General features: G+C 65.0%; 19 protein-coding genes and 1 tRNA gene. 9 read left to right on the top strand and 11 right to left on the bottom strand.

Annotated elements, in window-relative coordinates; genetic code table 11:
- Window positions 1-204: 204 nt before the first annotated feature.
- Window positions 205-1,554, bottom strand: coding sequence for a zinc-dependent metalloprotease (locus IEX24_RS10005; protein WP_188677598.1), 1,350 nt, complete (start codon window positions 1,552-1,554; stop codon window positions 205-207).
- 166 nt (window positions 1,555-1,720) lie between these two features.
- Between IEX24_RS10005 and IEX24_RS10000 the strand changes: the two genes are divergently transcribed.
- The 3 genes from IEX24_RS10000 to IEX24_RS09990 all read left to right on the top strand — a co-directional run bounded on the left by IEX24_RS10000 (window position 1,721) and on the right by IEX24_RS09990 (window position 6,148).
- Entirely contained in the window at window positions 1,721-2,779 is a 1,059-nt protein-coding gene (locus IEX24_RS10000) for a YlbL family protein (RefSeq protein ID WP_229715216.1), read from the top strand.
- Between the two features lie 90 nt (window positions 2,780-2,869).
- A complete protein-coding gene (locus IEX24_RS09995) occupies window positions 2,870-5,845 on the top strand; it encodes a UPF0182 family membrane protein (RefSeq protein ID WP_229715215.1) in 2,976 nt (991 codons plus the stop codon).
- Between the two features lie 229 nt (window positions 5,846-6,074).
- Window positions 6,075-6,148, top strand: a tRNA-Met gene (locus IEX24_RS09990).
- A 193-nt stretch (window positions 6,149-6,341) separates the two neighbouring features.
- Here IEX24_RS09990 and IEX24_RS09985 read toward each other — a convergent pair.
- The 4 genes from IEX24_RS09985 to ku all read right to left on the bottom strand — a co-directional run bounded on the left by IEX24_RS09985 (window position 6,342) and on the right by ku (window position 9,043).
- Complete coding sequence (locus tag IEX24_RS09985; protein WP_188677595.1) at window positions 6,342-6,629, bottom strand: hypothetical protein; 288 nt, start codon at window positions 6,627-6,629, stop codon at window positions 6,342-6,344.
- Between the two features lie 50 nt (window positions 6,630-6,679).
- The gene (locus IEX24_RS09980; RefSeq protein WP_229715214.1) at window positions 6,680-7,372 is read right to left on the bottom strand and encodes a DUF305 domain-containing protein; all 693 of its coding nucleotides are present in this window, start codon (window positions 7,370-7,372) and stop codon (window positions 6,680-6,682) included.
- A complete protein-coding gene (locus IEX24_RS09975) occupies window positions 7,369-8,067 on the bottom strand; it encodes a thioredoxin-like domain-containing protein (RefSeq protein WP_229715213.1) in 699 nt (232 codons plus the stop codon). Before IEX24_RS09975 ends, IEX24_RS09980 begins: the two co-directional genes overlap by 4 nt.
- 118 nt (window positions 8,068-8,185) lie before the next feature.
- The gene (gene ku / locus IEX24_RS09970) at window positions 8,186-9,043 is read right to left on the bottom strand and encodes a non-homologous end joining protein Ku (protein ID WP_188677593.1); all 858 of its coding nucleotides are present in this window, start codon (window positions 9,041-9,043) and stop codon (window positions 8,186-8,188) included.
- 70 nt (window positions 9,044-9,113) lie between these two features.
- Between ku and IEX24_RS09965 the strand changes: the two genes are divergently transcribed.
- Together IEX24_RS09965 and IEX24_RS09960 are read left to right on the top strand one after the other, a co-directional pair.
- Window positions 9,114-11,783 (top strand): ATP-dependent DNA ligase, encoded by a 2,670-nt coding sequence (locus IEX24_RS09965; RefSeq protein WP_188677590.1) that lies wholly within the window; start codon window positions 9,114-9,116, stop codon window positions 11,781-11,783.
- Window positions 11,784-11,810: 27 nt separating this feature from the next.
- Window positions 11,811-12,041 carry a hypothetical protein gene (locus IEX24_RS09960; RefSeq protein ID WP_188677587.1) on the top strand — a complete coding sequence of 77 codons (231 nt, stop codon included), beginning with the start codon at window positions 11,811-11,813 and terminating at the stop codon, window positions 12,039-12,041.
- Between the two features lie 95 nt (window positions 12,042-12,136).
- Here the strand turns inward: IEX24_RS09960 and trxA are convergent, their stop codons facing one another.
- Both trxA and IEX24_RS09950 read right to left on the bottom strand, forming a co-directional pair.
- A complete protein-coding gene (gene trxA / locus IEX24_RS09955) occupies window positions 12,137-12,535 on the bottom strand; it encodes a thioredoxin (RefSeq protein ID WP_188677584.1) in 399 nt (132 codons plus the stop codon).
- A 15-nt stretch (window positions 12,536-12,550) separates the two neighbouring features.
- On the bottom strand, window positions 12,551-13,147 hold the full coding sequence (locus IEX24_RS09950) for a hypothetical protein (RefSeq protein ID WP_188677580.1): 597 nt from the start codon (window positions 13,145-13,147) through the stop codon (window positions 12,551-12,553).
- A 109-nt stretch (window positions 13,148-13,256) separates the two neighbouring features.
- On the opposite strand from IEX24_RS09950, the gene IEX24_RS09945 reads away from it, so the two are divergent.
- On the top strand, window positions 13,257-14,291 hold the full coding sequence (locus tag IEX24_RS09945) for a zinc-dependent alcohol dehydrogenase family protein (RefSeq protein ID WP_188677577.1): 1,035 nt from the start codon (window positions 13,257-13,259) through the stop codon (window positions 14,289-14,291).
- The gene (locus IEX24_RS09940) at window positions 14,288-15,112 is read left to right on the top strand and encodes a carbon-nitrogen hydrolase family protein (protein ID WP_188677575.1); all 825 of its coding nucleotides are present in this window, start codon (window positions 14,288-14,290) and stop codon (window positions 15,110-15,112) included. Before IEX24_RS09945 ends, IEX24_RS09940 begins: the two co-directional genes overlap by 4 nt.
- Before the next feature lie 3 nt (window positions 15,113-15,115).
- Here IEX24_RS09940 and IEX24_RS09935 read toward each other — a convergent pair whose 3' ends face one another.
- Window positions 15,116-16,312, bottom strand: coding sequence for an aminotransferase class I/II-fold pyridoxal phosphate-dependent enzyme (locus IEX24_RS09935; RefSeq protein ID WP_188677572.1), 1,197 nt, complete (start codon window positions 16,310-16,312; stop codon window positions 15,116-15,118).
- Between the two features lie 142 nt (window positions 16,313-16,454).
- On the opposite strand from IEX24_RS09935, the gene IEX24_RS09930 reads away from it, so the two are divergent.
- Together IEX24_RS09930 and IEX24_RS09925 are read left to right on the top strand one after the other, a co-directional pair.
- Window positions 16,455-18,266, top strand: a complete 1,812-nt coding sequence (locus IEX24_RS09930) for a trypsin-like peptidase domain-containing protein (RefSeq protein ID WP_229715212.1) — start codon at window positions 16,455-16,457, stop codon at window positions 18,264-18,266.
- Window positions 18,267-18,358: 92 nt separating this feature from the next.
- Window positions 18,359-19,435, top strand: a complete 1,077-nt coding sequence (locus tag IEX24_RS09925) for a glycosyltransferase (RefSeq protein WP_188677569.1) — start codon at window positions 18,359-18,361, stop codon at window positions 19,433-19,435.
- Here IEX24_RS09925 and IEX24_RS09920 read toward each other — a convergent pair.
- The 3 genes from IEX24_RS09920 to IEX24_RS09910 form a co-directional block, all read right to left on the bottom strand.
- A complete protein-coding gene (locus tag IEX24_RS09920; RefSeq protein WP_188677566.1) occupies window positions 19,416-19,733 on the bottom strand; it encodes a hypothetical protein in 318 nt (105 codons plus the stop codon). The two genes, IEX24_RS09925 and IEX24_RS09920, sit on opposite strands and share 20 nt — an antisense overlap.
- A gap of 40 nt (window positions 19,734-19,773) precedes the next feature.
- On the bottom strand, window positions 19,774-20,112 hold the full coding sequence (locus IEX24_RS09915) for a hypothetical protein (protein WP_229715211.1): 339 nt from the start codon (window positions 20,110-20,112) through the stop codon (window positions 19,774-19,776).
- Between the two features lie 70 nt (window positions 20,113-20,182).
- Entirely contained in the window at window positions 20,183-21,037 is an 855-nt protein-coding gene (locus IEX24_RS09910; RefSeq protein ID WP_188677563.1) for a hypothetical protein, read from the bottom strand.
- Window positions 21,038-21,198 lie beyond the last annotated feature (161 nt).

Below are 21,198 nucleotides of genomic sequence, written 5' to 3'. Positions count from 1 at the left end.
GCAACGCACAGCCAATCAGCCCGCGAAGTTATCCACAGGAGACGCCGAGAAGCCCGGAACGACGGGCCCGAGCGGCAGACGGGCCACCCGGCAGACGGCCACCCGGCAGACGGGCCGCCCGGCAGGCCGCCACCCGGCAGACCGCCACCTCGCAGACGACCACCCGGCAGGCCGCCACCTCGCAGACGACCACCCGGCAGGCCGCTACACGGCCGGCGGCGCCTCGGTCTCGCCCGGCCCATTCTCTTGCTCGCGAAAGAAGTCTTCGATGGCCTGATCCATCTCGTCAGGCTCCGGGTCACCGGCCAGCAGTCGAGCCACCAGCGCAGCGGGATTGTCGATGTCTTCTGAGGTAGGCACCACGTCGGGGTGCGACCACAGTGCATCGCGTGCCTCTGGCCCTACCGCGTCTGTCACGGCCTGCCACAGAGCGGCAGCCTCACGCAGCCGCCGTGGCCGAAGCTCGAGCCCCACCAGGGTGGAGAACGCCGACTCTGCGGGGCCACCCGTAGCGCGGCGACGCCGCACAGTCTCGGCCACCGCATCACGCCGCGGCAACCGAACGGTCGCCGCCGCCGTCACCACGTCGACCCAGCCCTCGACGAGCGCGAGCGTGGTTTCGAGCCGCGCTAGTGCCTGAAGTTGGCTCTCGGTCTTCGGCGGAATCAGCGCACCGCTCACCATGGCCTGGCGCAACTCTTCGGGGTTCGACGGGTCGAATCCGCTCGCCAGTTCTTCGAGCCGATCGGTGTCGATGGAGATGCCCCTCGCGAACTCGGTAATCGACGAGATCATGTGCAGGCGCAGCCACTTCGCGTGCCGAAAAAGCCGCGCGTGAGCGATTTCGCGCACCGAGAGGTAGAGCTGAACCTGATCGACCGGAATATCGAGCCCTTCACCGAACTCGTCGAGGTTCTGCGGAACAAGCGCCGCCTGCTGATCGCCCATCAACGGAATACCCACGTCGCCGCCCGACACCACTTCGGTCGAGAGCTGCCCCACCACCTGGCCGAGCTGCATAGCGAACAACGCCCCGCCGATGTTGCGCATCAGCTGACTGGCGCTCGCCATCATGCCCGAAAGCTCTTCGGGCGCCTGCTCTTTCAAGACACGGGTCAGTGCGTCGGCGATGCTCAGCGCCACCGGCTCGGCGACCTGAGTCCACACCGGCATGGTCGCCGTGACCCACTCCTTGCGGCTGAGCAGCTTGGGCGTCGCCGCGAGTTCGGCGACGAACGTCACCTCGTCGAGCCACAGCTCTGCCACGTGCAGCGCCTGCTCGAGCGCCGAGCGGGCTCCGGGCGAGATGGAGACCGCGTCTTTCGCGGCGATCTCCTGGGCGGCGTCGAGCGCCACCTTCCAATCGACCCCGTCGCCGGTGTGCTTCATCGCATTCTGCAGCTGCTGCATGAGCTGCGCCACGGCTGCAGGGTCAGAGGGCAGGCCGGCTGCACTGGCGAGCTTCGACGGGTCGAGTTCAGAATTGCCCGACAGAAACTGGCGCAGCATTTCGGTGAACTCGTCTTCAGGGTTCTTCTCGGGCTCGTCGCTCACGCTCGCACTACTCTCACGTCTGGTTCTATGGCGCCTATCAGCAACCACTTCTACGCTAACCCGTGGCCCAGCGGCCAAGCTGGAATTTCTCCTAAGCTGGGGTGCCTGCCCGTGCGCCTGTGGCGAACACGACAGCGACACGACGGGGCGAATACGAAAGGGCGACGTGAAGCGGCGCAGAACCATCGGCTGGGTCAGCCTCATTGCGGCATTGGCGCTCGCGCTCGGCATGAGCTTCATTCCCTCGCCCTACGTCATCGAGCAGCCGGGCCCCGTCTTCAACACGCTCGGCACGAGTTCGCACGACGGTAGCGAAGTGCCTCTCATCTCGATCACCGGCGCACCCACCTACCCCACCGCCGGGTCGCTCGACATGCTCACCGTCTCGGTGGTCGGCACGCCGAGCTCCCTGCCCAGTTGGGCCGAGATCGTGGGTGCGTTCTTCGACACGAGCAAGGCCATCGTTCCCCTCGACGCCATCTACCCGCCTCAGGTGACCGTCGATCAGCAGAACCAAGAGAACCAGGCCATGATGGTCGACTCTCAGCAAGAGGCCATCGCGGCCGCGCTCACGAACCTGAACATCGCTTTCACCACCCAGGTCACCGTCGCCCAGCTCGCCGATGGGTCGCCCGCCACCGGAATTCTGCAGGTCGGCGACATCATCGATTCGGTCAACGGCACACCCGTCACGAGTGTCGATGACTTGCGCGCTGCTGTCGCGGCCAACGGGGATGCCCAGCCGGCCACCCTCGTCATCACCCGTTCTGGCGCGCAGCAGACCGTGCAGGTCACGCCCACGAAGGCCAGTGACGGCACCATCCTCCTGGGCATCGGTGCCGGAGCCACCTACACGTTCCCCTTTACCGTGAACATCCAGCTCGACAACGTGGGCGGCCCGAGCGCCGGAATGATGTTCGCCCTCGGCATAATCGACCAGCTCACACCCGGCGAACTCAACGGAGGCAAGAACGTCGCAGGCACGGGCACCATCAGTGCAGATGGCACGGTGGGAGCCATCGGCGGCATCAGGCAGAAGATGTTCGGCGCCGTCGACAGCGGTGCGAGCTACTTTCTGGCTCCGGCATCCAACTGCGATGAAGTCGTTGGGCACGTGCCGAACGGGCTGCGTGTCTTCGCTGTGAAAACCCTTTCAGATTCCCTCACGGCGCTCGGCGACATCAGCTCGGGGCAGGGTATGGATTCGTTACCGACGTGTAACTGAAGTATCAGCGCACTGGGAGGTTGACGGGGCGGATTGCCAGCGGAGGTTGTCTAGGATTAGCTGACATCCACAGCTAACAAGAGGCTCAACGTGACAACGTCTACCGCGCAGAACCCCGCGCAGAAGCCCGCACGAAGGTCGCGAACGGTCATTGCGATCGCCATTGCGATCGTCGCGGTTCTGGCCATTCTTTTCTTCGTCTTCACGAATCTGTACACCGAGGTCTTGTGGTTCAACCAGCTCGGTTACCTCAGCGTTCTGACCACGCAGTGGGTTGCCGGCGGTGTGATGTTCTTCGTCGGGTTCTTCGCCATGGCGATTCCGGTGTTCGTGAGCATCGAGATCGCGTTTCGCTTCAGGCCGGTGTACGCCAAGCTGAATTCGCAACTCGACCGCTATCAGCAGGTCGTCGAACCGCTGCGCCGACTTGCGGCTTTCGGAATACCGGCCCTCTTGGGGCTGTTTGCGGGTGTTGCCGCCGCAACCCGCTGGCAAGTCGTTCTGATGTACCTGAATCGCACGTCGTTCGGCAAGACCGACCCGCAGTTCAACCTCGACATCTCTTTCTACGTCTACGACCTGCCGTTCTGGCAGAGCGTCGTGGGCTTTGCCTCTGCCGTTGTGTTGATCTCGGGCATCGCAGCCCTGGCCACGAGCTACCTGTACGGCGCGATTCGCTTCGGGCAACGTGAAGTTCGCATCTCGAAAACGGCGCGCATCCAAATCGCCATCACCGCAGGTGTGTACCTGCTGCTGCAGGGCATCAGCATCTGGCTCGACCAGTACGCCACGCTCACGGCGAGTGGCGGGCTCCTCACCGGGGCGTCGTACTCCGATGTGAACGCCACTATTCCCGGCCTTCAGATTCTCTCGGGCATCGCCATTCTGGTGGCGATTCTGTTCTTCGTAGCGGCCTTCATCGGCCGTTGGCGGCTGCCCGTCATCGGCACCGCGCTGCTGATCATCAGCGCCATCATTCTCGGTTCGCTGACCCCCTGGGTCGTGCAGCGTTTTCAGGTCGATCCTTCTGAGCGCAGCCTCGAAGCGCCCTACCTGCAACGAAATATCGACATGACGCGTGATGCGTACGGGGTCGCAGACGTTCAGACGATTCCCTATAACGCCACCACGACGGCTGAGGCGGGGGCGCTCCGGGCTGACGCGGCGACCACCTCGAGCATCCGCATTCTCGACCCTGCGCTCGTGTCGTCGACGTTCGCCGCGCTGCAGCAGTTCAGGCAGTACTACCAGTTTCCGACCGACCTCAACGTCGACCGCTACGAGGTGAACGGGCAGAGCCAAGACACGGTCACCACCGTTCGTGACCTCAACCTGACCCAATTGGGCACCTCGGCGAGCTGGTACAACCAGACTGTGGTCTACACGCACGGGTACGGCGTGGTGGCCGCGTATGGCAACCAGCGCTCGGCCGATGGTCAGCCCGTGTTCGCTGAGTCGGGCATCCCGAGCACCGGCGTGCTGGGCGACTACGAACCCCGCATTTATTTCGGTGAGAATTCGCCCACCTACTCCATCGTGGGGGCGCCCGCCGGAACGAAGCCGACCGAGCTCGACTACCCGTCGGGCAATGCGGATGCTCAGCAGACCTACACCACGTTCAGTGGTGATGGCGGGCCCAAGCTCGACAACGTGTTCAACCGGCTCGCGTATGCGCTGAAGTTTCAGTCGACCGAGATCTTTCTCTCTGATGCGGTAAACAACGACTCGCAGATTCTTTACAACCGCGACCCCGCCACGCGCGTGTCGAAGGTCGCGCCGTACCTGACCATCGACTCCGACCCCTACGCCTCGGTGGTCGATGGCCGAGTGGTGTGGATCGTCGACGGTTACACCACCTCGTCGAACTACCCGTACTCGAAGACCGAGGGGCTGAGTGCGGCCATTGCCGACACCTACACCCCGAAGCCGGGCTATGAGGTCGACAACAACATCAACTACATTCGCAACTCGGTGAAGGCAACGGTCGACGCCTACGACGGCAAGGTCACGCTCTACGCGTGGGACGACACCGACCCGATGCTGCAGACCTGGGAGAAGATCTTTCCCGCAACGGTGAAGCCGATGAGCGACATGAGTGCTCAACTGATGAGCCACGTGCGGTACCCGGCAGACCTGTTCAAAGTGCAGCGGGCCATTCTCGGTCAGTACCACGTGACCGACGCCGGGTCGTTCTACTCGCGTGAAGACGCCTGGACCACCCCGAACGACCCCATCTCACCGGCCACCAACCCCACGCTGCAACCGCCGTACTACCTGACGCTGCAGATGCCGGGGCAAGATCAGCCTCAGTATTCGCTCTACTCCACGTTCATACCGCTGACCGGTGAAGACACCTCCAAGAGCCTCAACGGCTATCTGGCGGTCGATTCGAACGCCGGTGACACTGCGGGGGTGAAGTCTGCCGATTTCGGCACCCTGAGGCTGCTGACGCTGCCGAAAGACGCCACGGTACCCGGCCCTGGCCAAGAGCAGAACAAGTTCAGCTCCGATCCGACGGTGTCACAGGCTCTCAACCTGCTGAAACAGGGCTCGACAGAAGTGCTGAGCGGTAACCTGCTCACGCTGCCGGTCGGTGGCGGGCTGCTTTACGTGCAACCGGTCTATGTACAGTCGCGTGGTGAAACGAGTTATCCGCTGCTGCAGAAGATCTTGGTGGGCTTCGGTGACAAGATCGCCTTCGAAGACACGCTCGACGCAGCCCTCGACGATCTGTTCGGCGGTGATTCGGGGGCCACGGCAGGTGACGGCAATACACCTGTGCCCAGTACCGGTGCGGGCACCGGAACGACGACCGACCCCGCAACCCCAGCAACGAACAACGCGGCGCTGCAAACGGCACTCAACAACGCTCAGGCTGCACTGGATGCCCGAGATGCAGCCCTCAAAGCAGCCGACTGGGCAGCCTACGGCGTAGCGGATGCTCAGCTGAAGGCTGCGGTCGACGCGGCCATCGCGGCCAGCGGTGGCACGCCGACCACGACGACGCCGAGTACCGACGCGCCGAGCACCGATACACCCACGCCTGCGCCAACCGCTGGCGGGTAGCGGAGGCCTCCATACGCCTGCGCCTGCCGCTGGCGGGTAGCGGAGGCCTCCATACGCCTGCGCCTGCCGCTGGCGGGTAGCGGAGGCCTCCATACGCCTGCGCCTGCCGCTGGCGGGCAGTGTCGGCCGCCGTGTGCCGCCGCCGGCGCCTTCGGGCGCGGCGCTGACCGCCCAGATGTGGCCCATGGTCATCGGCTGCCAACACCTGTGATAGTGTTGTCTCTTGTGCCGCGGGGTGGAGCAGTTCGGTAGCTCGCTGGGCTCATAACCCAGAGGTCGCAGGTTCAAATCCTGTCCCCGCAACAAACGCAAGACCAGAAAGGCCCGGAATCACTGCGATTCCGGGCCTTTTTGCGTTCCGCCGCTTCCGAACTTTCCTGGCACTGAGTGAGCCCATTCAGAACTCTCCTGACGCTGAGTGAGCCCAGTACGCCCAATTGAGGCAGTTATAGCGGCCTCAATTGGGCGTACTGGGCTCACTCCGAAGTGCCGCCGGCTACTTGTTGGCCAAAACGGGGGTGACCGCGCTGATTGTCGAGATGGGGGAGTAGCCCGATTTCGTTCCCGTGACGATGACCGTGATGCTCGTGCCCGCGTCTGAGTTCGTCAACACCCAGGTCGCCGCCGTGGCGCCGATGATGAGCACTCCATTACGGTTCCACTGGTAGGTCAACAGGGGCGTGATATCGGCAATCTGATCGCGCTCGCAGCTGAGAGCGGTGAGGCTCTGCAGTTGCGCTCGTGAAATGGATGCTGCGGGTGAAACCCCGAGCTGAGTCGCCACGCAGCTCTTCAGAGCCGAATCGGCGAAGGTGACGGCATCGCCGAGAAACTTTACGAACGAGCAGCGAGCAGCTGCTGCATGTAAGCGATCTCGCTGGTTTGCGCCGTGATGATGGTGTTCGCCAGCGCCAGAACGTCGGGATTGGTCGAGCGGGCCACCAGGGCATCCGCCATTTCGACTCCGCCCTGGTGGTGAGCGATCATCAGCGTCAAGAACAGCTTTTCGGCGTCGACACCGGTGAGCGACTGGAGGCGCGTGAGATCGGCTTGGCTCGCCATGCCCGGCATGGTGGGCGACGCCGCGATAGCGGCATCGGTGGTCGCGACCGAGCTCATGTTCATGCCGTGCTGGGCGTCGGTCTGGTCGAGGGTGGGCAGGGTCATCCACGTCATCGCGGGCACGGGGGAGGACTGTGGCAGGCCCCAGAGATTCAGCCAGGCGAACATCTGGCCGGCCTGCTGCCCCTGCGAGGTCGCGATGTCGTAGGCGAGCTGGCGAATCTCAGGATCGGTTGTTTCGTCACGGATGATCAGGGCCATGTCGATGGCCTGCTGATGATGCACTTGCATGTCTCGGGCGAATCCCGCCTCGGCGCTCAGAGTGCCGGGCGTCGTGGTGACGGGTGTGGTCACGCGGCCGACGACGAGGCCCACCACGAGCAGCAGCACGGCCCCGAGAACGAGCGCGATGCGTAGCCGCACGCGACTGCCGCCCGCGCTGGTATCTGAGACCTCTTCGCTCACGACACCAGGCCGGGCGCGGTCAACCCACCGGTGCAGGCCGCACCGGGCTCGGGGGCGTTCGGCGACTGCCAATACGTGTTCAAGAAGTCTTTGAGCCTTGTGTCATCGACCCCGGTGAGCTGAATCTGCGCGCCCCACGCCGACGCCACCACGGGCGAGGGCAGCCCGGCATACGGCGAGAGCACGATGTACGTGGTCGGTAGCTCGGCACGCAGTGCCGTCAGTTGGTCTCCGGTGATCTTCGTGGCGTCATAGGTGACCCACACGGCGCCGTGCTCCAAGTCGTGCACGGCGTTCTCGTTCGGCACCGGCTGGTCGTAGATTCCGCAGTTCAGCCAGACGGGGTTGTGATCGCCACCCACGGGCGGCACCTGGGCGTACTTCACCGTGCCGGTGACGTGATTGCGGGTGAGCCCGGTGAAGGTCTGCACGCCGTCAGCCTGAGTCGCCACCGGCGCGGGCGTCGAACTGCCACCGGTCACCACGAACACGATGACCAGAACCACGATCAGCGCGAGAACGCCGAACCCTGAACCGAAGGCGATGCGACGGTTGCGTGTGGCCTTCGCCTGCGCGCGCTTCATCGCCTCGACCTTTTCAGCCCGGCGAGCCTCGCGTTCTTGCTTGACGCTCAGCTGCTTCGCCGAACCGCCGTTCGGTGTGGAGGCGGGCTTTGAGCTGTCATCGGCTGGCACGCGCAGAGGCTATCGGCCGAAATTGGGAGAAAACCGTTAAAGCGACAACTATCTGCCCAAAACGGTCGGCCGAGCGGGGCCGCGCCGGTCGAGCGCCCACCGAGCGCCGCCCGAGCGCTCAGGCTGGCTTCTTCGCCGCGGACTTGCGCGGCGCCCGCGCCGGCTTCGACGTGTCAGAACCCTTCGCCCGGCTCTTCTCCACGCTCTGCCGCAGAGCCTCCATCAGGTCGAGAACCTCACCGCCCGAGTCTTCGGAGTCGTTCGCGCTTTCGCCGAAGGTGGACTCGGTGTCGACAGCGTCGCCGGCCTCGAGTTTGGCGTCGATGAGCTGGCGCAGCTGCACCTGGTAGTCGTCGCTGAACTTGTGCGGTTCGAAGTCAGAGGAGTACGAGTCGACGAGTCGCGCCGACATTTCGAGTTCTTTGGCGGAGACGGTGGGGCGGTCATCCAGCGACGAGAATTTTGCGTCGCGCACCTCGTCGTCCCACAGCAGCGTCTGCAGCAGCAGAACGTCGCCGTGCACGCGCAGGGCGGCGAGCCGCGACTTCTGCCGTAGGGCGAACTTCACGATGGCCGTGCGGTCGGTCTCTTCGAGGGTGCGGCGCAGCAGAACGTACGCCTTCGACGACTTCGAGTCTGGTTCGAGAAAGTAGCTGCGGTCGAAGCGAATGGGGTCGACCTGTTCGCTCGGCACGAATTCCACGACATCGATCTCGCGGCTCTTCTCGGCTGGCAACGACGCGAGGTCGTCTGAGGTGATGATGACGGTTCGCTCGCCGTCGTCGTAGGCCTTGTCGATGTGCGCATACTCGACGACCTTGCCGTCGATCTCGCACACTCGCTGATACCGGATGCGCCCGCCGTCAGCATCGTGCACCTGATGCAGCGAAATATCGTGATCTTCGGTTGCGCTGTAGACCTTCACCGGTACATTCACCAGCCCGAAGGTGATGGCGCCCTTCCAAATTGATCTCATGTCATGAGTTTTTCACCAAACGGCCGTCAAGAGCTAGTGCCTTGACGCCCCGCCGCCGCACAATAGCGCTATGACACCGGCGCGCACGGCCTCTTCGAGAGGCACATCCGGCGGTTCGGCGAACGACGTGCTGGTCAGCGTCGACGGCCACCGCATCAGGCTGACGAACCTCGAGAAGGTCATCTACCCAGAAACAGGCACGACGAAAGCGGATGTTCTGCGGTACTACTCCGAGATCGCCGACCTGATGCTGCCGTACGTTCGCGATCGCGCGGCCACACGAAAACGGTGGGTGAACGGGGTGGGTACCGCCGAGCATCCGGGCGACATGTTCTTTCAGAAGAACCTCAGCGACGGCACGCCTACGTGGGTGAAACGCCGCGCCATCGAGCACTCAGACCACGACAACGAGTACCCGCTCGTGAACGACCGCGCCACGCTCACCTGGCTCGCTCAGATCGCCGCGCTCGAGTTGCACGTGCCGCAGTGGCGGTTCGGCCGCACCGGAGTGCGCCACAACCCCGACCGGCTGGTGCTCGACCTCGACCCGGGTGACGGCACGGGCCTCGCCGAGTGCGCCGAGGTGGCGAAATACGCCCGCGAGCTTCTGCAGGGCATGGGGCTCGAACCGATGCCGGTCACGAGCGGAAGTAAGGGAATCCACCTGTATGCCGCGCTCGACGGCAGCCAGACCTCTGATCAGGTGTCGGCGGTCGCGCACGAGCTCGCCCGCATTCTCGAGGCCGACCACCCCGACCTGATCGTCAGCGACATGAAGAAGACGCTTCGGCAGGGCAAGGTTCTGGTCGACTGGAGCCAGAACAACGGCTCGAAGACCACTGTCGCGCCGTATTCGCTGCGCGGCCGATCGCACCCCATGGTCGCGGCGCCGCGCACCTGGCGCGAACTCGCGTCGCCCTCGCTCGCGCAGCTCGACTTCACCGAGGTGCTCGCGCGGGTGAAGCGGCGCGGCGACCCGCTCGCGGTGATCACCTCGTCGGCCGGGGGCGAGGTGTCGGTCGAGAGTGTCTCGGGCGCGTCAGGTTCTGGTTCTTCTGGTTCGTCGGGTTCTTCGCGTGCTTCGAGCCCCGAGACCTCCGAACCCGACCGCCTGCATACCTACCGCTCCAAGCGCGATCAGGCGAAGACTCCCGAGCCGGTTCCGGATGCCCGGCCGGCCCCAGGCGGCGGCAACTCCTTCGTCATTCAGAAGCACAACGCGTCTCGGCTGCACTACGATTTTCGCCTCGAACACGACGGCGTGCTCGTCTCGTGGGCGCTGCCGAAGGGCACTCCCACCGAAACGAAGGTGAACCATCTCGCGGTGCAGACCGAAGATCATCCGCTCGAGTACGGGTCGTTCGAGGGCACCATTCCGAAGGGCGAGTACGGGGGAGGCGTGGTCGAGATCTGGGATGAAGGCACCTACGACCTCGAGAAGTGGCGGGATGGTAAAGAGATCATTGCGACACTGCACGGCACGAAGAAGGGCGGACTCGGCGGCGATCGTAAGTTCGCCCTCATCCACACCGGTTCGGGCGGCGGTTCGAAGGCGCCCCAGAACTGGCTCATCCACCTGATGGAACCGCACTACAGCGCGGCGAGCGAAGAGCGTCACGCGAAGCTGCCGCCGCAGCCCGACGACGAGGCGCCCGCCATCAACGCGGCGCGGGAGTCGGCGCGAACCCCTGCCAGCGCCACTGCGCGATCGGCCACCTCTAAACCGGCCACCTCGAAGCCGGCCACCCCGAAACCGGCCACCCCGAGTGCGCCGCCCCCCATCTCACCGATGCTCGCCACCCTCGGCGCCGAGAAAGACATCAGCGGCACCGAGGCCTGGGCCTACGAGATGAAGTGGGACGGCATTCGCGCCGTCGCCTACCTCGACGCCTCGGGCGTGCGCCTGCTCACCCGCAACGGCAACGATGTCACCGCCGCGTACCCCGATCTGCTCGACGGCCTGAGCGCCGCGGCAGGCTCGCACGAGCTCGTGCTCGACGGCGAGATCGTCGCCCTCGATTCGAAGGGGCGGCCGAGCTTCAGCCGCCTGCAGCAGCGCATGAACCTTCAGGGTGAGGCTGAGGTCAAACGTGCGCTCGCCGCGGTCGCCGTGCATTACCTGGCCTTCGACATCCTGAGCCTCGATGGGCAGTCGCTGCTACGGCACAGCTACGACGAGCGCCGGGTGCTGCTCGAAGAGACGGTGCGACCGGATGCCCGTTCGGTCGTTCAGGTGCCCGCCGCCTTCGCCGGCGACTTCGAGGCAGCCTTCGCGGCCAGCAAGACGTTGGGCCTCGAGGGGGTCATGGCGAAGAAACACGAGAGCACCTACACGGCAGGCCGCCGTTCTCGCTCGTGGATCAAGATCAAACACCACCTCAGCCAAGAAGTGGTGATCGGCGGGTGGCGGCCCGGCGCCGGTCGGCGCGCAGACGGCGTCGGCTCGCTCCTGCTCGGAGTACCCGAGAACGACGGCCTGCGATATGTCGGCCGCGTCGGAACGGGCTTCAGCGACGCCGAGCTCAGCCGAATGGATGCCCGTTTCGAGAAACTCGGCCGAAAGACCTCCCCGTTCATCGACGTTCCGCGCGACGTCGCCCGCGATGCCCGCTGGCTGACGCCCGAACTCGTCGGCGAGGTGGAATTTGCCGAGTGGACAGCCTCGAATCACCTCCGTCAGCCGAGCTGGCGCGGCTGGCGAACCGACAAGGCCGTTACCGACGTGGTGCGCGAGTCGTGAGTGCCTCGAGGCCCTAAGATAGATGCCATGACACAGTTAGGTAAGGGCCCCGTAGAATCTCGGCAGTCGACCGGGGGAGTCGTGACGGTCGTCACGCTCATCGTTTCGCTCGTGCTGTTCATCGGCGGCATGTACCTGTTCGGTCTGGCCTTTCAGTTTCCTGACTTCGCGACGCTGATCTTCGCCTCGGGCCTGGTTTCGGTGTGCCTCGGTGTGTTCATTCCGCTGCAGCTGCTGCGCCACGTAGATGGCGCGTAGCTGCACACTTCACAATCTCAGCTCACAAAAAAGGCTCCCAATCGGGAGCCTTTTTTGATGCGTGGGTGTTGCTGCGTAGGTGACCGCTGCGCAGGCTATTCGGCCACCGCGGCCGCCTGACCTTCAGCGGTACGCTTCGCCATCGCCTCGTCGTATTCTTTGCGAACCTCGGTCATGTCGAGTTCGCGAACCTGTTCGATCAGGTTCTCGAGTGCGGGTTGCGGCAGAGCGCCGGGCTGACCGAAGATCGGGATTCCGTCGCGATAGACCACCAGGGTGGGAATCGACGTGATGCCGTAGCTGGCCGCCAGGGCTTGCTGGTCTTCGGTGTCGACCTTCGCGAAGGTGATGTCGGTGTTCTTCTCGCTGGTCGCCTCGTAAACGGGCGCGAATTGGCGGCACGGGCCGCACCAGTCGGCCCAGAAGTCGATCAGAACGATGCCGTCGGCCACGGTGCTGTCGTGGTTGTCTTGGGTGAGGGTTTGGGTGCTCATGGGGGGTAAAACCGACTACCGAGGCCCGGTATTCCCGGCGTTCTCGGTGGCCGCGGCGGTGGCGGTGGCCGTGGCGGTGTTGGTGGCCGCTGCGGTATTGGTGGCGCTGTCGGTGTTGCTATCGCTGTCGGTGACACCCAGCGTCCCCGGCTTCACGAACACCTGACGCATGTGGTCTGACGAGAGGTAGTCGGCCACCCCGATGAGCACCAAGCTGAAGAGAATCTGCTCGGTGATCATCCACAGCGGGTAGAGCCCCGGAATCGCGGCGATCACCAGCGTGATCACGGGAAAGATCTTGCTGAACAGCTTCAGCCTCGAATACGCCCAGTAGTACCCCTCGCGGGCACGCCAGGCGAAGTAGAACAGGGTCGTGGTGATGCCGAGAACCACGACGCCCCGAAACCAGACCGGCCACGACACGCTCTGACCGTTGAGCGTGAGAACGAGGGCGATCACCAGGGCGGTCACGCCGAGCGCGAACTCCACAGCGAGCAGCCAGGTGATGGCGGTGAACGCCCGCTTGGTTCGGGGGTGCGTGCGCAATTCGTCGGCGATGCGATAGCCGGCGGTGCGGCCCGCGGCCAACCGATCGACTCGCTCGAAAACCATGTGCCCGATTCTACGTGCCACTGCTGGGCTTCTCCGTGCCGCTGTGGGCGCGCTGCGCGGTCACCGTCATGCCGCGAGGTGCGGCCGCCGCTGGGTAGGCTGATGCGTTATGAGAGCTGCTGTCTACAATGCCCCGTTCGACGTTTCGCTGGGTGAGAGGCCAGACCCGATCATCCAGCAGCCCGGCGATGCGATCGTGCGGGTAACAGCGACCTGCGTGTGCGGTTCAGACCTCTGGTACTACCGCGGCGAGAGCAAACGTAAGCACGGCGGGCCCATCGGGCACGAGTTCGTTGGCGTGGTCGAAGAGGTCGGTGCCGACGTGACCACCGTGAAGGTGGGCGACTTCGTCATCGCTCCGTTCATGTGGAGCGATGGCACGTGCCCGCACTGCCGTTACGGCATCACGTCGTCGTGCGTGCACGGTGGTTTCTGGGCGACGCAGGGCGCCGACGGCGGTCAGGGCGAATACGTGCGGGTCGCCGAGGCGAACGGCACGCTCGTGGTCGTTCCCGGCGGGGTTCCGGATGCCCGGCTCATCCCCTCGCTGCTGGCACTCTCAGATGTGTGCGGCACCGGTCACCACGCCGCCGTCGGAGCGGGCGTCGTCGCTGGCTCAACGGTCGCCGTGGTGGGCGACGGCGCCGTCGGGCTCTGTGGTGTGCTCGCAGCCCGTCGACTCGGCGCCGAACGCATCATCTCGCTGAGCCGAAACCCCGCACGCCAGGTCATCGCCACCCAGTTCGGAGCGACCGATATCGTGTCGGCGCGCGGCGACGACGCGGTGGCCGAGGTGCTCGAGCTGACCGACGGCGTGGGCGTCGATGCGACTCTCGAGTGCGTGGGCACGGGCCAGGCCTTCACCACGGCATTCGCGATTGCGCGCCCGGGCTCGCGTGTGGGGTTCGTGGGGGTTCCGCACGGCGTCGAGGTGCCGATTCAGACGGCGTTCGGCAGCAATATCGGCTTGGGCGGCGGGCTTGCACCTGTGCGGGCCTATCTGCCCGAGCTGTTGACCGACGTGCTTTCGGGCGCCATCAACCCGGGCCTCGTCTTCGACTACGAGTTCGAGCTGGCCGACATCGGCGAGGCCTACAAGGCGATGGATGAACGCCGCGCCATCAAGGCGATCGCGCGACTATGAGCGCTGTTGCTACCCCCAGCGGCCCCGTGGGCGTCGCCGTCGCGCAGTTCGCCCCCACCGCCGACACGGCGGCCAACCTCGCCGAAATCGCGCGCCTCACCGCGCTCGCCGTCTCGCGCGGTGCCGCGCTCGTGGTCTTTCCCGAGTACTCGTCGCACTTCTCCAGCCCGCTCGGCCCGAACGCGCTCGCCGCAGCCGAGCCCATCGACGGGCCCTTCGCCACCGCCCTCGCTGCCATTGCACGGCACAACGGTGTGGTGCTGGTCGCCGGCCTGATCGAAAGCGCCGACGACGCGCACTACTACAACACCCTCGTCGCCTTCGACGGCAGCGGCGAATTGGTTGCGCGGTACCGCAAGGTGCACCTTTACGATGCGTTTGGCGGCCGCGAGAGCGAGTGGATGCGCGCGGGTGCCGTCGAGCATCCGCAGACCTTCACGGTGGGCTCATTCACCGTAGGGCTGCAGACCTGTTACGACATCAGATTTCCTGAGTCGACTCGGTGGCTCGTCGATGCGGGGGTCGATCTGGTGCTCGTTCCGGCCGAATGGGTGCCGGGGCCGGGCAAAGAGCGGCACTGGATGACGCTCGTGGCGGCACGGGCCATCGAGAACACCGTTTTCGTAGCCGCGGCCGATCACACCGCGCCCGGTGGCATCGGACTCAGCACGATCGTCGACCCCATGGGCGAGCTCGTCGCGAGCATCGGGGCGCAAACCGACGTGGCGGTGGCCTTCATCGACTCCGAACGGGTGGCTGCCGTGCGCCGCGTCAATCCGGCCCTGGCGTTGCGCCGGTTCGAGGTGGCGCCCAAAGCGTAGGAGCTACCGCCCCAGCCGCGCCAGCTGCGCGGCAGCGAGCTCGAGCACTTCGACACGCTTGCAGAACGCGAACCGCACGAGCGAGGCGTACTCGCCGGCCAGCTCTTCGTGACAGAACGCTGAGATGGGCACCGCCACAACTCCGGCAAGCTCGGGCAGTTCGCGGCACAGCGTCACGGCATTGTCGTAACCGAGCGGTGCGGCGTCGGCCACGACGAAATAGCTCGCCTCCGACGGAAAGACTTCGAACCCAGCCCTGGTGAGCCCGCTTGAAAGCACATCGCGTTTGTTCGTCAAATCTGTGGCGATGCCTTCGAAGTATTCGTCAGGCAGGGCGAGCCCGGTCGCGATGGCAGGCTGAAACGGCGCGCCGTTCACGTAGGTCAAGAACTGTTTCACGGCCAGAACGGCGGTGATCAGTTTTGCCGGCCCAGTCACCCAGCCGATTTTCCAGCCCGTGGTGCTGAACGTCTTGCCGCCCGAGGAGATGGTGAGCGTTCGCTCCCAGGCCCCCGGCAGGCTCGCGATCGGAATGTGCGGCAGCCCGAACGTGAGGTGCTCGTACACTTCGTCGGTGACGATGAGCGCATCGTGTTCGTGGGCCAGTTCGATAATCAACTCGAGGGTGTCGAGCGGCAAGACAGCGCCCGTGGGGTTGTGCGGGTTATTGATGACGATCAGCCGGGTGCGGTCGGTCACCGCCTTGCGCAGATCGTCGTGGTCGGGCAGAAAGTCGGGCAGGCGAAGAGGCACTGTGCGATGTTCTGCCCGCGACAGCGCGATGAGGGCACCGTAGGCGTCGTAGAACGGTTCGAGGGTCACGACTTCGTCGCCGTCATCCACGAGACCCAAAATCGTCGCAGCAAGTGCTTCGGTCGCGCCTGCAGTGACCAGCACTTCACGTTCGGGGTCGACCTCGATGTCGTAGAACCGCTTCTGGTGCGCGGCGATTGCCTCTCGCAAACCCACCGAGCCGCGGCCGGGCGGGTACTGGTTGACGCCCTTCTTGATGGCACGCCGGGCAGCGTCGAGCACCTCGTCTGGGCCGTCTTCATCAGGAAAGCCCTGGCCGAGGTTGATGGCGCCGGTCGCTTCGGCGAGCGCGCTCATCTCGGCGAAAATCGTCGCCCGAATCGTGCCGTCGGGCGCTAAGAGGCCCGCTCCGGCTGCCGCGTTCTGCCATGCACCGCTGATCAACATTCCCTAAACCTACCGGCGATGCGGTCGCTGCCTCGCAGCGGCGTAGCCTCGTCGTGACCAACCTGGCAGACCGTATTCAGCCTGCCCATATAAAACGCTCAGCTAAGGCGGGAATGCTGAACATGCTTGAAAGGAGCACCACGTGTCAGACAGCACCTCGAACTCAGACAGCGCAGCAGACATTCCCCAGCAGCCCGAGCACGTAGCAGGCACCGAGCACGTAGAAGGCACCGAGCACGTAGCAGGCACCGAGCACGCCGCAAGCACCGAGTCCGTAGCTAGCACCGAGCCCGTAGCTGGCACCGAGCCCGCCGCAAGCATCGAGCACGCCGCAAGCACCGAGCACGCCGCTAGCACCGAGGCAGTGCAGCCTCTGGCCGACCAGCCGACGGATGCTCAGCCGACGCTCGTGCAGCCTACCGAGGTTCTGCCGCCCGCTCCTGTCGTGCCTCCCGTCATCGCACCGGCACCCCCGGCAGCCCCCGCCGCGGTGGCCGGAGTGCCTCCCTACGGCCAGACCGCGCCCGTCGCCCCCGTTGCCGGGCAGCCGGCACAACCCGGGCAGCTGGCACAACCCGCGCAGCCGGCACAACCCGCCTACGGCCAGTACGCTGCAGCGCCCCAGCCCAACTACGGCAACGGCGCCTTCGGCCAGCCGCAGGCCGGCGCCCCGCAGTACGGCCCCGATGGGCGCCCGTTGCCGGTCGCCACCGCGCCCGCTCCCGCCAAGAGGCGAGGCGGTGCCGCTCTGGTGGCAGCACTGGTCATCGGCGCATTGATCGGTGGAGCATCCGGAGCAGGCATCAGCGTCTGGGCGCTCTCGCAGAACAACAGCTCGTCGACTCAGGCGTCGAGCCCGCAGACGATCAACGTCAACAACCCGAATAGCGTGAACGACATCACCGCGGTCGCCACCAAGGCGTCGCCCTCGGTCGTCACCATCTCGGTCACCGACAACTCCACCACCGCCGGCACCGGCTCGGGCGTGATTCTCTCGACCGACGGTTACGTGCTCACGAACACCCACGTGGTGACCCTCGACGGCGCCACCGCCAGCCCCACCATTTCTGTGACAGCGGCCGACGGCAAGATCTACGTGGGCAAAGTGGTCGGCACCGACCCCGTTGCAGACCTCGCGGTCATCAAGCTGCAAGACGCCAGCGGCCTGACCCCCATCGAATGGGGCGACTCGTCGAAGCTCAACGTCGGTGACACCGCCATTGCCATCGGTGCTCCGCTCGGGCTTTCGGGCACGGTCACCAACGGCATCGTCAGCTCGCTGAACCGCAGCATCACGGTTGCGTCTTCGGCGGCGCCCGACACCTCTGGCGAGCAGGCCACCCCCGACCCGAACAGCACCGGCAGCCCCTACGACTTCTGGAACTTCGACATTCCGGGCCAGGGCGGCGGCAGCACGCAGTCGCAGACCCCGTCGGCGAACAGCGCCATTTCGCTCGCGGTCATTCAGACCGACGCGGCCATCAACCCGGGCAACTCGGGTGGAGCGCTGCTGAACTCCGACGGCCAGCTGATCGGCATCAACGTGGCCATCGCCAGCGCCGATTCATCGGGTTCGTCTACGAGCCAGTCGGGCAGCATCGGCGTAGGCTTCTCGATTCCGGCCAACTTCGCCAAGCGCATCTCTGACGAGATCATTGCCACGGGCAAGGCGACCCACGGGCTCCTGGGTGCATCCATCGCGGCGACCGGCGATTCGTCGGCCACGGTGGTCGGCGCCACCGTCGCAGATGTGACGAGCGGGGGAGCCGCCGCCGCGGCCGGTCTTCAGAAAGGCGACGTGATCACGGCGTTCAACGGAATCGCTATCACTGACGCCACCGACCTCACCGCTCAAGTTCGGGTGCTGCCGGCCGGAGCCACAGCGCAGGTCACGTACCAGCGCGACGGTAAGTCGAGCACGGTCACCGTGACCCTGGGCGCACTCGCCAGCTAACCACCCGAAGACCCTCACCTGGTAGGCTCATCGTTGCTATTGGCGCGATGGGCCTATTGGTCTGTTTGCACCCCATCCACCGAGCGGAACCCATGACCGACCCCACGCCTGCATCTTCGGCGTTGCCGCCTCTCACCGCGATTATCGTGACTCGAAACGATAGAGAGACGGTTCGAGCGGCGATCGATTCGCTGCTCGCGCAGAACTACCCGTCAGACCTCGACATCATTCTGGCCCTCGCGCCGAACACCGACGGCACAGGTGATCTGATCGCCGAGATCGTTGCTGCGAATCCGCGCATCGCAGTCATCGACGTCAGTTCGAGTTCGCTGGTGGTCGGCCTGAACGAGGCCATCGCTGCCGCGCGCACAGCACTGATCATCCGGGTCGATGCACGAGCGGTGTTTCCGCCCGACTACGCAGCGAAAGCGGTGCGAGCCATGGGCCGAACCGGCGCCGCCGAACTCATCGGTGTGACGACTCCTGTCGGCGCGACACCGTTCGAACGGGCGGCGGCGCGTGGCATCGAGCATCCACTCGGTCTCGCACGCGACCCGTTGGCTCAGCACGCCGGCGAGGCGCAGACGCAGGCCTCAACCGCTCACGTCATCAGGCGCCGCACATTCATCGAGGCCGGGCTCTACGACGAAGAGATTCGGCACGGTCAAGGCTGGCAGCTTTCAGAGCGGCTGCGTGATGCCGGTCACACCGTGTGGTTCAGCCCCGAGCTGCAGTACGACTATCGGCCGCCGTCGAAGACGGTACAGCTCACTCGCTCGCTTTTCGCCGAGGGCTTGTGGCGGGGCGAATTCGCTCGCGCCTTTCCCGACGAGAAGGTGCTTCGCTTCCTGTTGCCGTCGATCGTCGTCATAGCCTCGATTCTGGGTTTCATTCTGGGCGCCATCGGCTTTTTCGGAGTGATCGCCGGCGCTCTGGGTGTTGCCTCCGTTGTCTCGCTGATTCTGTTCGCACTACTCGTTCTTCCGGCCGCCTATGTGCTCGGAGTGGTCGTGTTGGCGATCGCGGCGATGGTTCGCAGCACTGTACGCACGGGGTTGTGGTTCGCGCTGGTGCTGCCGTTCATCCACTTCAGTTGGGGTTTCGGCTTCATTGCGGGTTTCGTGAATCTCGAGGGTGCCGCCGACACGGTCATCGTCGATTTCGACTGATCACCGAGACGAATTCTTCGCCCAGGTCGTCGACCAGGCGAACGGCGACGATGCACGGCCCGTCATGACGAGCTACCCGGATGCGCGCAACGGTGGTCAGCGCATCGCCTCTGCGGCGGCCCGATGACCAGGTTGCTGCGAACATGCCGTCGTAGCTCGAATCGATGTGCCACGACTCAACGCGCGCGCCGCTCGGAGCCAGAGTGTCTGCGAGTTCGACCGTGGCTTCGTGCCACTCCACCTCGGGCAGGTGCCAGGTGAGGCGAACGGGAGAGGGCGCTGTAGTGATTATGTGCATGAGGCATTAAAGCATCAGCCACCGACACCCTCGGAACGGCTCAGAAACTGACGCGCCACAGGTACTCTTCGCCTGATGGCCGAAACCATCGGATGACGAGCACTGTTCGGCGAGCCAGGTCTTCCCCGCGAATGATGACATCAGTCGTGGCTCCCACGTCGAGCAAGCGTGGAGCGGGGCTGTTCATCACGCCCGAACCCAAAAGCGAGTAGGTCAGGCCGACGAGTTGCTCATGGCCGACGTTCGTAATGCGGTAGCGAGGCGCACCAGAGCGATCGATGCGCAGCGGAACGGCGTACGCGGGTTCGGGCAGGCGCGCGTCGTCGTCGAGACTCTGCCGGCCAGGGGGGCGCGGCTGATGACGCAGCACGTTTTGCATGCGCTGATACTAATTCGAGCCCCCGACGACGCCCAGCGCGCCGCTGAGTGACTGGGCACCCTTGTGCAATTCAGGCTCTAGGGGCGCTTTGTGGAGGAATGGAGGTTGGCAGCGGTTCTGCTCCGGCCCCGCGACGGGGAGGCGTCGGCACGTGGTCGTAGTTGGGTACCCGGTCGGGGCGTGGGGGCGCCTTCGGGGTCTTGGGCATTCGCATGTTCCATTCGAGCCCCGTCGGAAACTCGAGCGGTGCCGGCCCGAAAGCGGTACGCGCACTGCGAACGACCCGCCGGCCTAAAACGTTGTTGCCCGCACCGCCGATCACTGCTCCGATACCGAACGGCATCAGACGCCCGACCGCTGTCGAACCCGTCCAGGCTAGAAAGTGCTTCAGAAATGTCTTCTTGACCTGATCGGCGACGGGGCCCACAGCGGCGGCTGGCAAGCTGCGCGCAACGAGCGTGCCCCAGAATTCGGTGCGAGCCGCTCCGGCACCGCCGGCCTGTTTCGCGAGCTGCTGCACGAGATCGACTCCGCCGCTGCCGAGCATCAACGTCATGACCAGTGCCCTGGCGCGATCGGGGTTCTGCACGGCGATTCCGTGAATCTCGGTGATCGATTGAGCAAAAAGAGCGCTCGCCTCCAAGAACCCGAGCGTCTCGACGCCGGTGAGTGCCAGCGACGTCGCCGTTCCCACTGCCGGAATGACCGATGTTGCGCCAACCGCTGCGCCACCGGTGGTGACGGCTGTCAGATAGTGCCGTTCGAGAACCTTGATCAGCTGTTGTGGGCTTGAACCGGGGTGCCGGCTGCGTAAACCGCGAATGTGGGCGAGCACAACGGGTCGATGGATGCTCAGCACCCGGTCGATTCCACGAATCACTCGTGGGTTCACCTGAGTTTCGTTGAACGGTGGGTTCTCGGCCATCAGCGGTATCCTTCTGAACGGTGTGAACGGCTAATTGTATGTCGCTGGGGGCCCGACTTCGAGGCTCAGCTTGGTCGCCGCGCACTGTGATATACATGCTGCAGTCGCAGGTTAAGGCCAGGCTGCGCCGACGGGGAACGACGGGGATTGATAGGTTGAAG

Origin of the sequence: Subtercola lobariae, assembly GCF_014640255.1 — a bacterium.
Classification (GTDB): Bacteria; Actinomycetota; Actinomycetes; order Actinomycetales; family Microbacteriaceae; genus Subtercola; species Subtercola lobariae.
This window is presented reverse-complemented; position numbering and strand designations above follow the sequence as displayed.